Raw genomic sequence first — 16,224 nt, 5'->3', positions numbered from 1 at the left:
TTGCGCAGGGCCGCCTAGTGCGGCCCTGTTTGCGGATTCACCTGAGAAATACGTCGATGGAAATAGACCACGAAAAGACCCAGCAACTAGCGGAAAAGTACGATTCCGAAATCCGCTTCCGGCCCCTGGACAAGACCGCCACCTGGATCGTTTCCGGCCTGCTGGTCACGCTCTCGATCTTTCACTACTACACCGCCGGCTTTGGCCTCTTGCGCGAAGCCACCCATCGCGGCGTGCACCTGGCCTTTGTGCTGAGCCTGATTTTTCTGGTGTTCGGCTTTTCAAAGTCGCACTACAAGCGCGAGCCGAAGTCCACCTGGTACGCGCCGGGCGGCATCCCGCTGTATGACTGGATCATCGCCGTGGCGCTGGCGCTGTCGGTGATGTACATCCCGTACATCTTCGAAGACCTGGCGTTCCGCGTGGGCAATCCACTGCCCATCGACGTGTTCATGGGGTCCATCCTCCTGATCGGCCTGTTGGAAGCCACGCGCCGCGCCATGGGCTGGCCGTTGCCAATCATCGCCATCGTGTTCATGGCCTACGCCATGTTCGGCCAGTACTTCCCCGGCCTGCTGCAGCACGCCGGCAACACCTGGTCCCAGATCGTCAACCACATGTACCTGACCAGCCAGGGCGTATATGGCGTGGCGGTCGGGGTGGTGGCCACCTACGTGTTCCACTTCGTGCTGTTCGGCGTGCTGGCTACCCGTATCGGCCTGGGCCAATTGTTCCTAGACGTGGCCTCGACGATTGCCGGCCGCTACGCGGGCGGACCCGCCAAGGTGTCAGTGTTCGGTTCGGCCATGTTCGGCATGCTGTCGGGTTCGTCGGTGGCCAACGCGGTCACGGTCGGGTCGCTGACCATTCCCGCCATGATCCGCGTCGGCTATCCCCGGCATTTCGCGGCGGGCGTCGAAGCCGCCAGCAGCACGGGCGGACAGATCACGCCCCCCATCATGGGCGCGGCCGCGTTCCTGATGATCGAGTTCCTGGGCATTCCGTACCAACAGATTGCGATTGCCGGCGTTTTCCCGGCCTTCCTGTATTTCTTCGGCCTGTTCATGCAGGTGCACTTCGAAGCCAAGCGTGAAGGGCTGCGCGGGCTGACGGCCGAAGAAATGCCGAAGCTGAAGCAGTCGCTCAAGATGCGCTGGCCCACCTTGATCCCCCTGTTTCTGCTGATCGGCGTGCTGGCCAGCGGCCGCACGCCTTATCTGGCGGCGTTCGCGGGCATTACGGGCTGCATCGTGGTGGGCTTGCTGAATCCGTTCCAGCGGTTGCGCCTGCGCGACCTCTACGAAGCCTTCGAGACCGGCGCCAAGTACGCGCTGGCCGTGGGCGCCGCGGCCGGCACCGTGGGCATCGTCATCGGCGTGGTCACGCTGACGGGCGTGGGCTTCAAGGTGTCGTACATCGTGATCTCGGCGGCGCAGTCCATCGCGGGCGTCGCCTCGGTGGTGATCCCGGAAGCCATCGCCAACACGCAATCGCTGACGCTGGTGGCCGCGCTGATCATGACGGGCATCGTCTGCATCCTGATGGGCTGCGGCATTCCCACCACGGCCAACTATCTGATCATGGTGGCGGTGGCCGCCCCCACGTTGGTGCAACTGGGCGTGCAACCGATTGCGGCGCACTTCTTCGTGTTCTATTTCGGCATCCTGGCCGACATCACGCCACCGGTGGCCCTGGCGGCGTATGCGGCAGCGGGCATGGCGGGCAGCGACCCGTTCAAGACCGGCAACACGGCATTCAGGCTGGGCATCACCAAGCTGATCGTGCCGTTCGTGTTCGTGTTTTCGCCGTCGCTGCTGATTTCGGTGCAGGGCTTTACCTGGTACGCGTTCTTCGTGACCTTGTTCGGCTGCATGGTGGGCCTGGTGCTGCTGTCGGCGGCATTCTCACGCTACATGCTGGTAACGATGAAGAGCTGGGAACGCTGGCTGTGCACCTTGGGCGCCTTGCTGACCATCTTGCCGGGGCTCACCAGTGGCTTGATCGGAATAGCCATCTGCATACCGGTGTTCATCCGCCAACTGGCCGGACTCAAGCTGGAGAACGGGGCCAAGATGGCGTAACGCGAACGCCAGGCACTTAATCTTGCAGAAGATAAAACAGGGGCGGACCTACGTGTCCGCCCCTGTTTTTCTTTCGGCCAATCGCGCATTTTGTCAGCAAAACCGGGCAGAATGGGGGCCGTCAAACGACAGGTGACGCCATACAACATTCCGCCTTTTCGCCGGTTGCCCGGCTAAATAAATCAGCGTAAAGTAAAATTCATGTTTGCTGGTCTGCCGATATGCGGGCCGACTGTGCAAACAGGCACACACTGCGCCATATGTTCGATATCCTGGTTTATCTGTTCGAGAATTACTACACGCCGCAAGCCTGTCCTGCGGCCGATGTGCTCGCTAAGCGGCTTGCCGCTGCCGGTTTCGAGCACGAAGACATCGACGACGCTCTCGGTTGGCTGTATGGCCTGGCCGAAACCACCGAACGATGTGTCGACCTCGCTCAGGCGCCCAACACCGGAACCCGGATCTACACCGACAACGAATACAGCCAGCTCGGCACCGAATCCATTGGCTTCATCGCCTTCCTGGAATCGGCCGGCGTGCTGCCGGCGCCCCTGCGTGAGATCGTCATCGACCGAGGCCTGGCTTCGCCCGAAACGCCCGTGCCGCTATCCAAGATCAAGATCATCGCCCTCATGGTTCTCTGGAGCCAGGAAGCCGAGATCGACAACCTGGTCCTGGAAGAGCTGCTGGACGAAGAAGGCGTGCGGCTGTTGCACTGACCCGACGCGCAGGCCCTTGCTTTTGCTGTGACCTACGTAGGCCGATTCGCCCCCAGCCCCAGCGGCCCGCTGCACGCGGGCTCGCTTGTGGCCGCGCTGGCCAGTTGGCTGGACGCGCGCGCCCACGGCGGTCGCTGGCTGCTGCGCATGGAAGACGTGGACACGCCCCGCACCGTACCGGGGGCCGCCGACGCCATCATGGCGCAGTTGAACGCGCTGGGCCTGCACTGGGACGGCGACATCATGTGGCAGTCGCAACGCAGCGCCGCTTACCAATCCGCTTTTGACACGCTTGCCGCACGTGGCCTGATCTACGGCTGCGGCTGCACGCGGCGCGAAATCGCTGATTCCGCCTTGCGCGGCCAGACCGCGCCGAGCGCCGACGGCGAACGCCCCTACCCAGGCACCTGCCGCCACGGCTTGCCGCCCGGCCGCCAAGCTCGCGCGTGGCGGCTGCGCGTGCCCGACGGCATCGAACGCTTTAAAGACCGCTGGCTGGGTCCGCAGGAACAGGACGTGGCAACAGCCGTCGGCGACTTCGCCCTGCGGCGCGCGGACGGCTTGTGGGCGTATCAACTGGCGGTGGTGGTGGACGACGCCGAGCAGGGCGTCACGGACGTGGTGCGGGGCGCGGACCTGCTCAGTTCCACGGCGCGCCAGCGTGTGCTGGGCCGCCTGCTGGGCTTACCGCCGCTGCGCTATCTGCATGTGCCCCTGATTCTGGACACCGTCAGCGGTTTGAAGCTGTCCAAGCAGAATGGCGCCGCCGCCATCGACACCGGCACGCCGATGGCCGCCTTGGCCGACGCCTGGCGCGCCCTGGGGTTCGGCCCCATCGCCGCGGCGGATCGTGATGACTTTCTTCGAACCGCCACCGCACAGTGGGCGCAGCGCTTTCCGCTGGCCCAGTCGCTGCCCTAGCCGCTGTCCTGGCTGCTGCCCTCGCACGGCACGCCGCGCCAAACCGGTGATTCGCTACAGCGGCTGCAAGTCCTCGCCCAGCATCCGCACCAGCAGCGCTTCACCGTTTTCAGCCACGCGCAGTTCGCCGTAACGCGCGACCTCATAGCGCTTGGCCTGGCCTTCGGGAAAGAAATAGGCATTGGTGACGATACGCACGCCACGATCGCGGACGCGATAGCGCAGCGGCACTTCGTCTTCGGCATGCGGCTGCGCGTCGGGCTGGATGCGCAGCGGCGTGGCGACCCCACGCGCATCGGCCTGCAACATCACATAGCCGTCGGGCTCGAAACCCAGAACCGAGTCGTCGTCCACCGGGCGATCGGCGCTGAGCCGCAGACGCGTGATGTCCCGGCTGGCCGCGAAGTTCAGCGCCATGTAGTCGCCCTGCATCAACGACCGGGGGTCGACCGGCGCCAATTCCAGAATCACCACCTTGCCCGTGGCCAGCAGCTTTTCGCGCTGCCAGATGCCGCCGTTGGCCACCACCAGCACCAGCGCCAGGCCGCCCAGGATGGCCAGCGTGCGCCAGCGCAACAGCGCCGACACCGGCGGCAGCGGCACGCGCCGTTGCGGCGCCTGCGTGCGCATCAACCTGGGCACCAGCCACACCAGGCCACGCAGCACGAACAGCAGCAGCGCGCCGCCGCCCAGCCACAATGCCTTTTGCAGCAAGGGCACATCCAGCTGGTAGTAATAGACGCCCAGGTAAGCCAGCAGGCTCAAGACCCCGAAAATGACCAGGCGCAATTGGTTCAGCCCAAAACCCAGCAACAGCCAGGCCAGCGCGAAGCCCACGCCCGGGCTGGGCAGCCAGAACAGCGCCAGCACCAGCAGGGCGATCGGCACGCCCCAGGTCACCCCGGCCGTCAGCACATGGCGGCGCGGCCATAGCACCGCCAGAGCAGCCGCCGCCGGCAGCAACGCGCCCGCCACGACCAGGAAAGCGCCTTGCGGGTTCAGTGTCCACATGGCCGGCAGATGCAGAGCCGAAATGCCACCGGCCAACCACACCATGCCCTGCACGGACAGCAAAAAGGCCCAGGCCAATGGCTCCAGCGCGTGGCCGCGCTTGCCGCCCACGCGGTGGCTCCAGGTCAGGATGACGGCGGTGGCCCAGGCGCCGATCACGGCAATGGGCAGCCAGACAAAGCCAGCGCGACCCGGGTCGAAATAAAGCCAGGCGTCCAGCAGATCGTCACGCATCAACTCCGGCGACAAGCCGCGCCAGATCAAGGCGGCGCCCGCCGCCGCGATCATCAGGCCCGACAGAAAGCGCAGGATCACGTCTGGCCCCAGCGCGTAGATCACCGCCGCCAGCAACAGCACGAAGAAGCAGGCGCTGGTGAACGACGTGGAACTGGACAAGCCGTAGATGATGAGGATCTGGCCGGTGAAGGCCATTGCCGTGCCGCATTGCCGCCAAAATGGCCCGGCGTCGCTGCGCAGCACCGCCACGCCCGCGCCGCACAGCACCAGCCCGGCCACCAGCGCCCCCTCGTCCGACGTCACAATGCCCGAGAACGCCACGAACACCAGCAGCAGCAAGGTCGCCAGCCAGGCGCTCAGGCCCAGCAGGCATTGCACGTACCAGGGGGGTTCGGCATGCGGCGTGGCAACGGGCGCCAGTTGCACCACGGCGGCGCCGGAATCACCCGGCTCGACGGCATTGCCCGCTGAGGCCGCGGCCGGTTCCGCGTCCGCGGCGGCCACGGGCGCCTGCGGTTCAGCCGCCAGCCTGCGCAGCCAGCGCGCCGCCAGCACCGCTTCGGCCATCAGCAAGGCAGCCAGGGGCAGAGCGGCCCAAACGCCGGGCTCCAGCCGCAGCAGCCATTCGCCCACCACGCGCAGCGACACGCAGATGACACCTGCGGCCAGCATGGCCAGAATGACCAGGTCCAGCCGGCCGCGCTGATAGTAAAGGCCGAGCCCCACCGTGGCAGCCAGCCAGGCGATGCCGTGCAGCGACCCCACCCCGCGCAGGATGAAGTCGCCGAACATCAGCGACAGCACCAGGGCGCTGATGGCGATGGCGGCCAGCACGCGCGGGCCGATCAAGGTGCTGGCGCGCCAACGGCGTGCCGCCAGTTCCCAGCCCAGCAGCAAAGTCAGGTTCAGGGCCGCCATGATCAGGTTGGGCAAACCCGTGCCGTCGTAGATGGCGTACCAGGTGAAGACGCGCTCACCCAGCCACAGGGCAACGGCCATATTCAGCACCAGCGCCCACAACAGCCACACCGCCTGGCTGGCCGAGGCCAGCGCCCAGGGCAGCAGCAGAACCGCCCACCAGGCGAACAATTCCCAGGTATCGGCGCCAGTCTGGTAAGTTTGACCCAATAACGCGAGCAAGGCGCCCAGCAAGATGCCGGCCAAAGCCAGAAGCGCGCCAGGGACGCTGCGTCGCACGCCAGGCTTGCCGCGAAGGCGCAAACCGGCCCAGGCCGCGGCCAGTGCCGCAATGGCCAGCAAGCCTTGCGTGCCGGCAAAGCGTTGCACTTTTGTCATGTCCTGCCAGTTGGCGGCGACCCAGCAAATTGCAGCGCTGCCCAGCAGCAAAACGCCTAGCCACAGGGTGCTTCGCGCCAAGAATTGACGCCAAGCGTGCAGTTCGGATCCCGCTTGCCTTTCAGTGCCGACTTGCATCTGGCGAATCTCCGATCTTATTATCCGCGCTACTAAGGCGGGACTACCGCCACTGGATACACATGAATAAAACGCTGATTATTGCCGAGAAGCCCTCGGTGGCCCTTGATATATCACGCGCCTTGGGAGGCTTTGCGCGCGAGGGCGACTATTTTGAAAGCGAACGTTACGTACTCGCGTCCAGCATCGGCCACTTGCTGAGCTTGGTCGCGCCCAATGATCCGGTCAAGGGAAAGTGGAGCTTTACGCACCTGCCCGTGATTCCGCCGGAATTCGAATTGGGCCCCACCGACAAGAAATCCGCGGAACGCCTGAAGCTGCTGGTCCGCCTGGCCAAGCGCAAGGACGTGGACGCCATCATCAACGCCTGTGACGCGGGACGCGAAGGCGAACTGATCTTCCGCTACATCATTCAGTACGCGGGCGTGAAAAAGCCGATTCAGCGCCTCTGGCTGCAATCGATGACGCAGGCCGCCATCCGCGAAGCCTTCGCCAACCTGCGCGACGACGCCCAGCTGAAACCGCTGGAAGCGGCCGCCCGCTCGCGCGCTGAAGCCGACTGGCTGGTCGGCATCAACGGCACGCGCGCCATGACCGCCTTCAACAGCAAGGACGGCGGCTTCTTCAAGACGCCGGTCGGCCGTGTGCAGACGCCCACGCTGGCCATCGTGGCCGAGCGCGAAGAGCGCATCCGCCGCTTCGTGCCGCGCGACTACTGGGAAGTGCGCGCCACCTTCATCGCCGCCGCCGGCCTGTACGAAGGCCGCTGGATCGACCCGCAGTTCAAGAAAGACGACCGTGACCCGGAAAAGCGCGAATCGCGCCTGTGGTCCGCCGCCGCCGCGCAAAGCGTGGTGGCCGCCTGCCGCGACCAGCCGGGTAACGTCACCGAGGAATCCAAGCCGTCGACCCAGATGTCGCCGGCCCTGTACGACCTGACGTCGTTGCAGCGCGAGGCCAACGGCCGTTTCGGCTTTTCGGCCAAGACCACGCTGGCGCTGGCCCAGACCCTGTACGAACGCCACAAGGCGCTGACCTACCCGCGTACCGATTCGCGCTACCTGCCCGAGGACTACATCACCACGGTGCAGGAAACGATGCGCGCGCTGGCCAAGGGCGGCTCGAACGCCGTGGGCGGCCTGTCACGCCACGCGGACACCGTCGTCAGCCAGCAGTGGGTGAAGCCCAACCGCCGCATCTTCGACAACAAGAAGGTGTCGGATCACTTTGCCATCATCCCCACGCTGCAGATCCCGCACGACCTGAGCGAAGCCGAGGCCAAGCTGTACGACCTGGTGCTCAAGCGCTTTCTGGCCGTGTTCTTCCCCGCCGCCGAATACCGCGTCACCACGCGCCTGACCGAAGTGCAGGGGCATCGCTTCCGCACCGACGGCAAGGTGCTGGTCACCCCGGGCTGGCTGGCCGTGTACGGCAAGGAAGCCCAGGGCGAAGACGCCAACCTGGTGCCGGTTGCCGACGGCGAAACCGTGCGCACGGAAGACGTGGAAGCCGTGGGCCTGTCGACCAAGCCGCCCGCCCGCTTCAACGAAGGCACCTTGCTGTCCGCCATGGAAGGCGCGGGCAAGCTGGTGGACGACGAAGAACTGCGCGAAGCCATGTCCGAGCGCGGGCTGGGTACGCCGGCCACGCGCGCCGCCATCATCGAAGGCCTGCTCAACGAGGTCTACCTGCGCCGCGAAGGCCGCGACCTGGTGCCCACCGCCAAGGCACGCCAGTTGATGACGCTGCTGTCGGGCCTGGACGTGACCGAACTGACCTCGCCCGAACTGACGGGCGAGTGGGAACACAAGCTCAAGCAGATCGAGCAGGGCGGCCTGGGCCGCGAGGCCTTCATGCGCGAAATCGCGCAGATGACGCAAGTGATCGTCAAGCGCGCCAAGGAATACGAGCGCGACACGGTGCCGGGCGACTACGCCACCTTGCAAACGCCGTGCCCCAAGTGCGGCGCCGTGGTCAAGGAAAACTACCGCCGCTTCGCCTGCACCGCCTGCGACTTTTCAATCGGCAAGCACCCGGGCGGCCGCACGTTCGAACTGCCGGAAGTGGAAGAGCTGCTGGCCAAGCGCGAGATCGGTCCGCTGCAAGGCTTCATCAGCAAGATGGGCCGTCCGTTTGCCGCCATCCTGCGCATCAGCGACGAATACAAGCTGGAGTTCGACTTCGGCCAGAACGACGAAGACGATACCGAAGCGGTGGACTTTTCCGGCCATACGCCGGTGGGGGCCTGCCCCAAGTGCCAGTCGCGCGTGTTCGAGCACGGCATGAGCTACGTGTGCGAAAAGTCGGTCGGCCCCGAAAAGACCTGCGACTTCCGCTCGGGCAAGGTCATCTTGCAGCAAGAGATCTCGGCCGAACAGATGGGCAAGCTGCTGGGCAACGGCCGCACCGACCTGCTTGAAGGCTTCGTGTCCAGCCGCACCAACCGCAAGTTCAAGGCCTTCCTGGTGCGTCAGCCCGACGGAAAGATCGGCTTCGAATTCGAACCGCGCCCTGAAAAGCCCGGCCGCGCCCCGTCCAAGACCGCCGCCAAAACGGCAACAAAGACGGCCGCGAAAAAGGCCCCGGCCAAGAAAGCCGCGGTAAAGAAAACGGCAGTAAAAAAAGCCGCCGTAAAGAAAACCGCCGCCAAAAAAGCCGCCCCCAAAAAGACCCCGTAGGATGGGTGAAGCGCGATAACCCGGAAAGAAGAACCCAACCGCAGAACGCGCGTAACCCATCACACCCGCCCCCAAAAACGCCCGGCCCCCCGGGCGTTTTCCATTGTTGCCCCCCGACCCCCTGCGTTATCGTCTACCCCAAAACAGCAACACCCAAACTCAACCGAGGACGACATGACCCATAGCCCCCGCTTCACCACCCGCCGCCGCATCCTGACCGCCGCCGGGGCCTTGGCCAGCGTTAGCCTGCTTGATGGCCGCATCGCCTTCGCCCAGCCCAAGCTGGGCCGCGTGGCCTACGGGCAAGGCAGCATCGACCCCTTCTTCGCGGCGGGCTACGTGGCCTTGAAAAAAGGCTACTTCGGCGAAGGCGGGCTGGACGTTGAATACCTGAATTCGCAAAGCGGCCCGCGCACCAACCAGTTGCTGGCGGCCGGCCAGATCGTGTTCGGCGCCACCGCCGCCACGGCCGCCCCCGCGCTGACCATCGCCGGCAAGGCCGCCACGCTGGTGTTCGGCTTTGACCGCAAGCTGACCTACGCCAACATCATCGTGCGCCGCGAAGACTTCGACAGCGGCAAGATCAAGTCGCTGAAGGACCTGGCCGGCAAGCGCGTGGGCGCCACGCAACCGCAGTCCAGCACCTGGCTGATGGCGCTGTACCTGATGCAAAAGGCCGGCGTGGCCGACAAGGTCGACATCCGTCCGCTGGGCGATCTGGCCACGATGCTGGGCGCGCTGAAGACGGGTTCGGTGTCCGCCAGCATGGCCACCATGTCCATGATGGAACAGGCCCGCCAGGAAGGCTGGGGCGTGCCGATATTCGACGCCACCACCGAGGCCTCATGGAACGAATTCATGGGCGGCGACGTGCCGGGCATTGCCGCGCTAACCCTGGAAGACACCATCCAGAAGCGGCCGGAAGTGGTGCAGGCCTTTGTGACCGCCATGGTCAAGGCGCAAGACTTCATCACCGCCAACAGCGCCGCGGGCGTTACCGACGCGATCTACGACGACTACCTCAGCGCCTTTCCGCGCGCCGCCATCGAAAAGACCCTGGGCGTCTACAAAGACACGGTGTTCCTGAAAGACAACCTCATCACCGAAGACGCCTACAACCGCATGACGGCCATTATGGGCGACGGCCGCCAGTTCTCGAACGACGAGATCAAGACCGTGCCTTACGCCAAGTGCGTGAACATGAGCTTCGTGCGCAAAGCGCGGGGCCTTTGATGATTACGCTGGACAAGGTTGGCAAGGCGTACCAGACCCGCCAGGGCACGACGCACGCGGTGGGCGAGGTCAGCCTGACGATCGAGGCGGGCGAGTTCGTTTCCATCGTCGGCCCCTCGGGATGCGGCAAGAGCACGCTCTTGAACATGATCGCGGGCTTTCTGCGTCCCACTACGGGCACGATCCAAGTAGACGGCCGGGTAGTCGACGGGCAGGTGCCGCCCGCGCTGGGCTACATCTTTCAGAAAGACACGCTGCTACCTTGGTTCAGCGTGAAGAAGAACGTGGCGCTGGGGCTGAAGTTCCAGGGCGTGGCGGCCGACAAGATCGAACGCCGCGTGGCCGAACTGCTGGAACTAGGCCACCTGAGCGCCTTTGCCGACGCCTTTCCGCATCAGCTATCGGGCGGCATGCGGCGGCGCGTGGCGCTCTTGATGAGCCTGGCGGTGGAGCCGCGCATCCTGCTGCTGGACGAGCCCTTCGGCGCGCTGGACACGCACACCAAGACGCACCTGCATCGCGAACTGATGGAGATCTGGCGCAAGCTGGGCCAGACCATCGTGATGGTCACGCATGATCTGGACGAAGCCATCCTGCTGTCTGACCGCGTGGTGGTGCTGTCTGGCCCGCCCAGCCGCGTGCTACTGGACGAGCGCATCCGCATCCCGCATCCGCGCGACGTCTTCACCTTGCGCGAAACGCCGCAGTTCGTCTCTCATGTGCAAAGCCTCTGGAGCGTGCTGGGCCAGCAGTTCCGTGCCGCCGCCTGATCCGATTCGCACCATGATTTCAACTGAAACTTCCGATTCGCTGCAGGACCAGCTGCGGCTGGACCGCCGCGCCGGCGTCAAGCGCCGCGTCCGCATCACCTTGTGGCAAGTGCTGATTCTTGCCGTCATTCTGGGCTCGTGGGAAACGCTGACACGCATTCCCTGGTTCACGCAAAACACCCTGTTCGACCCCTTCTTCATCAGCCAGCCGTCGCGCGTGGCGGTGCGGCTTTGGGAATGGATGCAGCCCGGCCCGCGCTCGGTCTGGCCGCATCTTTGGCTGACCTTGCAAGCCACGATGGTGGGGCTGGTGGTGGGCGTGGGCAGCGGCTTCATCGTCGGCATGACACTCAGCCGCAGCCGCTTTCTGGCTGACGTGTTCAACCCCTTCATCGTGGCGTTCAATTCCATGCCGCGCATCGCCTTCGTGCCGCTCATCACCATGTTCTTCGGCCTGGGGCTGGCGTCCAAGGTGGTGACGTCGTGGTTCGTGGTGTTCTTCCTGGTGTTCTTCAACACCTACAAGGGCGGGCGCAGCGTGGAACGCGAACTGGTCGACTTCTGCCGCACGCTGGGCGGCTCGCCGCGCCAGATCCTGTGGCGTGTGCGCATCCCGACCGCGGCTGCATGGACGTTTGCCGCCTTGCCCAACGCCATCAGCTTCGCGCTGATCGGCGTGGTGCTGGCCGAATTCGTGGGGTCCACCACGGGCATGGGGTATTTGATGATCACCGCGCTGGCCACGCTGAACGCCACCGACATGTTCGCGGCCGTGACGCTGCTGTCCATCGTGGGCATTGTGTTGGTTTATTGTGTGACCTGGCTGGAACGGCGGCTCTTGCATTGGGCGCCGGAGTTCAGGGAATGACGATGAAAAAATCGGGGCATCATTGATGAGCACACTTCCATATCTGCGTAACTTCGACTTGACCGGACAGGTCGCGCTGGTGACCGGGTCCGCGCGCGGGCTGGGCTTTTGCATTGCGCGCGCGTTGGCGGGTTGCGGCGCGCGTGTCTTGATCAACGGCCGCAACGGCGCGTCCGTGGACGCCGCCGTGGCCGAGCTGGCCAGCGCGGGTTTGGACGCACATGCCTTGCCCTTCGATGTCAGCGACGATGCCGACATGGAGCGCGCGTTCGGGCGCATTGACGACGAACATGGCCGGCTGGACGTGCTGGTGAACAACGTGGGCGCCCGCAACCGCAAGACGCTGCGTGACACCAGCCCCGCCGAAATCCGCGACTTGATCGATACGGATCTGGTGGCCGGCATGCTGTTGGCGAAGTTCGCCGCCGAGCGCATGATGCGCCAGGGCGGCGGCCGCCTGATCGCCATCACGTCAGTGGTGGGCGAGCTGGCACGCGCCGGCGATGCCGTTTACCCCGCCGCCAAGCAGGGTCTGACGGGCATGGTGCGGGCATTGGCGGCGGAGTTCGGCGGCCACCACATCACCAGCAACGCGATCGCGCCGGGTACGTTCGCCACCGAGACGAACGCGGCCATGGTGGCGGACCCGAATTTCGGTCCGCGTATTGCGGAGCGCAATCCGACGGGGCGGTGGGGTGAGCCCGAGGAAATCGCCGGGGCGGCGGTGTTTTTGGCGTCACCGGCGGCGTCGTATGTGAACGGGCACGTGTTGGTGGTGGACGGGGGGTTGTCGATTCAGTTTTGAGGTGATGGGCGTTTTTGTGGCGATGATGGGTTGCGCGCGAACGCGGGCATCGTGGAACAGTTAGACCGGAAAAATCTCGCCGCGCACGGTCAAGCCCATCGCGCGAACCCATCACTCCCGCCAAAAAATCAGGTCGTCTCGTCCTGATACCAAACCCCTTCGGCCAGCATCATCTTCTGATGCCCGTGCCCGGCGGGCATCATCGGAAAGCAGTTTTCCTGCGCCGTCACCGCCACGTCCAGAAAGTAAGGACCATCGTGCGCCAAACATTCCGCCAGCGCCGCGTCCAGCTTTGCCGGATCGTCCACGCGCGCCGCGCCCCAGCCGAACGCGCGCGCCAGCGCCACGAAATCCGGCAATGACGCGTTATAGCTGTGGCTATACCGCCCGCCATGGATCAGCTCTTGCCACTGGCGCACCATGCCCATGTAGCCGTTATTGCACAACACGACCTTCACCGGCGTTTCGTGCTGCATGGCGGTGGACAGTTCCTGAATGTTCATCAACACCGACGCATCGCCGCTGACGCACACCACCGTCTTGTCCGGATGCGCCACCTGCGCGCCAATCGCGGCCGGCACGCCGTAGCCCATCGTGCCCGCGCCACCCGACGTCAGCCAACGGTTCGGCTTGTCGAAACGCAGGTATTGCGCGGCCCACATCTGATGCTGGCCCACGTCGGTGGAGACGATCGCATCGCGGTCCGCCAGCGCGGCGTTCAGGCTTGCCATCAGGTGCTGCGGAAGGATCGCATCGGCGGCCGGCGTGAAGCCCAGGCAGTCCTGCGCGCGCCACGTATCAATACGCTTGAACCAGGGGGCCAGCCGCGCGGCGTCCAACGGCGCATCGCCCATTTCGGCGCGCAGCGCGCGCACCAGCGGCAGGCAGTCGCCCACCAGCGCCACGTCCACGCGCACCACCTTGTTGATGGAAGCGGGGTCGATGTCGATATGGATCTTGCGCGCATGCGGGCAGAACTCGGACAGCTTGCCGGTGATGCGGTCATCGAACCGGGCGCCAATGCACACCACCAGATCTGAGTTATGCATGGCCAGGTTGGCCTCGACCGTGCCGTGCATGCCCAGCATGCCGACAAACTGCGGGTCGGACGCGGGGAAGGCGCCCAGCCCCATCAGCGTCAGGGTGCAGGGCGCGCCGGTGTGGCGGACCAGGTCCGTAAAGGCCTCGCAGGCTTCCGGGCCGGCATTGATCAGGCCGCCCCCGCCGTAGAAGATGGGCCGCTTGGCCTGAGCGATCAGCGCGGCGGCGCGGCGCACGGCCGACTGCGGCAGCTTGGCCGCCAGCTTGCCGGACTGCCGGCGCGCGCGCAGCGCGGCCAGCTTTTGCTGCGACGGCAAACCCGGCACATCGTCATCCGCGTCGCGCGGCACGGCCAGTTGCACGTCTTTCGGAAAGTCCACCAACACCGGGCCAGGGCGGCCCTGGCGGGTCAATTCAAATGCACGCGCCACCACATTGGCCACGTCATCGACGGCGCGGATCTGGGTATTCCACTTGGTGACGGAACGCGAAATGCCGATGGCGTCGCACTCTTGAAATGCATCGGTGCCGATGGCGGCCGTGGCCACCTGACCGCTGACGCACAGCACCGGAATCGAATCGCACATCGCATCCAACAGGCCCGATGTGGTGTTGGCCATGCCGGGGCCCGAGGTCACGAACACCACGCCCGTGCGGCCCGTGGTGCGGGCATAGCCTTCGGCGGCATGCACGGCGGCCTGTTCGTGGCGCACCAGCACGTGGCGCAAGCGCGGCTCGGCATACAGGGCGTCGTACAGAGGCAGGACCGCGCCGCCGGGGTAACCAAAGACCGTGTCGACCCCGTTCGCAATCAAGGTGTCCAGCAGAATCTTGGCCCCGTTTGCAGGGGGGGTTTCAGTGGCGGCAAGCGCGGCGGTGGCGGTGGGGTGCAGGCGATCGTTCATGCTATCTATCTTATTCGGAGCGGCGAAGAATTTTTATCTTCTTTTCTACTAATCAGGGCCATCCAGAGTAAATTCATCTCTGATTTTGAGGAATCAAAGAAAATGAACCTGGACAAATTCGATCTGGCCATTTTGAAGGTCTTGCAAGACAACGCGCGCGCCAGCCTGAATGAAATCGGCGCGGCGGTGGGGCTGTCGTCCACCCCGTGCTGGAACCGCATCAAGCGCATGGAGGGCGCCGGGGTCATCCGCGGCTACACCGTGGACATCGATCCGGCCAGCCTGGGCTTCATGGACACGGTCATCGTCCACGTCACGCTGGAAAGCCACAGCGAAGAAACGCTCTACGAGTTCGGCCGCGCCCTGGCGGCCATACCCGAGGTGCTGGAAGCGTTTCTGGTGTCGGGCGACTACGACTATTACATCCGCATCGCCGTGCGCGACACCCGCGACTACGAACGCCTGCTGCGCGAACAGCTTTACCGTATCCCCGGCATACGCCACAGCAAGTCGTGCTTTGTGCTGCGCCGCCTGAAAGAAACCATGCTGCCGCTGACCGGGCCAGTGGGCTAAGCCGGCGTCAGCGCAGGATGAAGTCTTCAGGCACCGCGGCGTCCGGCAACGGGCGCACGCCCAGGCCTTCCAACAGGTCGATCTCGATCACGCGCGCCAGGGCCGACAGCGGCAGGTCGTTCTCTTCCAGGCCGAACGGGTCTTCCAGCTCGTCACCCAAGGCATCCAGCCCGAAGAAGGTGTAGGCGATGATGGTGACCGCCACGGGCGTCAGATATTCCAGCGTGCCCACCAGGCCGAAAGGCAGCAGCAGGCAGAACAGCCATGCCGTGCGATGCAGCAGCAGCGAATAGGCAAACGGACAGGGCGTGAACTTGATGCGTTCGCAGGCAGCCTGGATGGCGGCGCACTGCGCCACCCGCTGGGTCAGCGCCTGGTAGAGAATGTCGCTGAGTTCGCCGCGCCGCAGACAGCCGGCCAGGTCGCGGTTGATGGCCATGAGCAGCGCATCCGGCACATTGCGGCAACCGGCAAGCGTGTCCAGCTCGTCTTGTTGCACCCAGGGGCGCACGGCCTGCACCATGTCCTGACCGCGCAGCCGGGCGGCCAGCCCGTAGCCGAAGCCGATGCAGCGCCGCACCAGCCGTTCCTGAATGGGATTGCCCGTGCTGGCGGCCAACAGCACCGCGCTTTCGCGCGCCAGGCTGCGCGCCTGCACGATCAGGTCGCCCCATTGCTTGCGGGCTTCCCACCAGCGGTCATAGCAGACGTTGTTGCGAAACCCCATGAAGACCGACAGCGCCAGGCCGAACAGCGAAAACGGCACCGCCGTCAGGTGCGCGGGCGAGAACCATAGCCGGTGGTACATCCACACCACCACGCACGACAGCAGCGTGATGACAAGGATCTTGCCGAAGATGCGCGGGATGATGGAACCGCGCATCACAAAGAACAGAGCCAGCGCGGAAGGACGCGGACGGACGATCATGATGAAATCAACCAAGGACA

12 protein-coding genes are annotated in these 16,224 nt (G+C 65.0%); 9 read left to right on the top strand and 3 right to left on the bottom strand.

Annotated features, from left to right (window positions below; translation table 11 throughout):
- The first annotated feature begins 56 nt into the window (after positions 1-56).
- From WBR68_RS27105 to gluQRS, 3 genes are all read left to right on the top strand, one after another.
- On the top strand, positions 57-2,081 hold the full coding sequence (locus tag WBR68_RS27105) for a TRAP transporter permease (RefSeq protein ID WP_050447431.1): 2,025 nt from the start codon (positions 57-59) through the stop codon (positions 2,079-2,081).
- Positions 2,082-2,341: 260 nt separating this feature from the next.
- A complete protein-coding gene (locus tag WBR68_RS27100) occupies positions 2,342-2,800 on the top strand; it encodes a DUF494 family protein (RefSeq protein ID WP_050447430.1) in 459 nt (152 codons plus the stop codon).
- Positions 2,801-2,827: 27 nt separating this feature from the next.
- Positions 2,828-3,721 carry a tRNA glutamyl-Q(34) synthetase GluQRS gene (gene gluQRS, locus WBR68_RS27095; protein ID WP_230695765.1) on the top strand — a complete coding sequence of 298 codons (894 nt, stop codon included), beginning with the start codon at positions 2,828-2,830 and terminating at the stop codon, positions 3,719-3,721.
- A 54-nt stretch (positions 3,722-3,775) separates the two neighbouring features.
- Here the strand turns inward: gluQRS and WBR68_RS27090 are convergent, their stop codons facing one another.
- Positions 3,776-6,403 (bottom strand): GDYXXLXY domain-containing protein, encoded by a 2,628-nt coding sequence (locus WBR68_RS27090; RefSeq protein ID WP_230695764.1) that lies wholly within the window; start codon positions 6,401-6,403, stop codon positions 3,776-3,778.
- A 62-nt stretch (positions 6,404-6,465) separates the two neighbouring features.
- On the opposite strand from WBR68_RS27090, the gene WBR68_RS27085 reads away from it, so the two are divergent.
- The 5 genes from WBR68_RS27085 (at position 6,466) to WBR68_RS27065 (ending at position 12,757) form a co-directional block, all read left to right on the top strand.
- Positions 6,466-9,081, top strand: a complete 2,616-nt coding sequence (locus tag WBR68_RS27085) for a DNA topoisomerase III (protein ID WP_230695763.1) — start codon at positions 6,466-6,468, stop codon at positions 9,079-9,081.
- 174 nt (positions 9,082-9,255) lie between these two features.
- On the top strand, positions 9,256-10,314 hold the full coding sequence (locus tag WBR68_RS27080; RefSeq protein ID WP_230695762.1) for an ABC transporter substrate-binding protein: 1,059 nt from the start codon (positions 9,256-9,258) through the stop codon (positions 10,312-10,314).
- Positions 10,314-11,084, top strand: a complete 771-nt coding sequence (locus tag WBR68_RS27075; RefSeq protein WP_050447425.1) for an ABC transporter ATP-binding protein — start codon at positions 10,314-10,316, stop codon at positions 11,082-11,084. Before WBR68_RS27080 ends, WBR68_RS27075 begins: the two co-directional genes overlap by 1 nt.
- Positions 11,085-11,097: 13 nt before the next feature.
- Entirely contained in the window at positions 11,098-11,952 is an 855-nt protein-coding gene (locus tag WBR68_RS27070; RefSeq protein ID WP_050447469.1) for an ABC transporter permease, read from the top strand.
- Between the two features lie 25 nt (positions 11,953-11,977).
- Positions 11,978-12,757: an SDR family oxidoreductase gene (locus tag WBR68_RS27065; protein WP_230695761.1), complete on the top strand. Its 780-nt coding sequence runs from the start codon at positions 11,978-11,980 to the stop codon at positions 12,755-12,757.
- A gap of 128 nt (positions 12,758-12,885) precedes the next feature.
- Here WBR68_RS27065 and ilvB read toward each other — a convergent pair whose 3' ends face one another.
- Entirely contained in the window at positions 12,886-14,712 is a 1,827-nt protein-coding gene (gene ilvB / locus WBR68_RS27060; RefSeq protein ID WP_127183068.1) for a biosynthetic-type acetolactate synthase large subunit, read from the bottom strand.
- A gap of 93 nt (positions 14,713-14,805) precedes the next feature.
- Between ilvB and WBR68_RS27055 the strand changes: the two genes are divergently transcribed.
- Positions 14,806-15,276, top strand: coding sequence for an Lrp/AsnC family transcriptional regulator (locus WBR68_RS27055; RefSeq protein ID WP_050447422.1), 471 nt, complete (start codon positions 14,806-14,808; stop codon positions 15,274-15,276).
- A gap of 7 nt (positions 15,277-15,283) precedes the next feature.
- Here WBR68_RS27055 and WBR68_RS27050 read toward each other — a convergent pair whose 3' ends face one another.
- A complete protein-coding gene (locus tag WBR68_RS27050) occupies positions 15,284-16,204 on the bottom strand; it encodes a bestrophin family protein (protein WP_050447468.1) in 921 nt (306 codons plus the stop codon).
- Between the last annotated feature and the right edge of the window lie 20 nt (positions 16,205-16,224).

This window comes from Achromobacter sp. JD-1, assembly GCF_038594925.1.
Lineage (GTDB): Bacteria > Pseudomonadota > Gammaproteobacteria > Burkholderiales > Burkholderiaceae_B > Achromobacter > Achromobacter spanius_C.
Note: the sequence above shows the minus strand (reverse complement) of the source record. Positions and strands in the feature narration are given on the sequence as shown.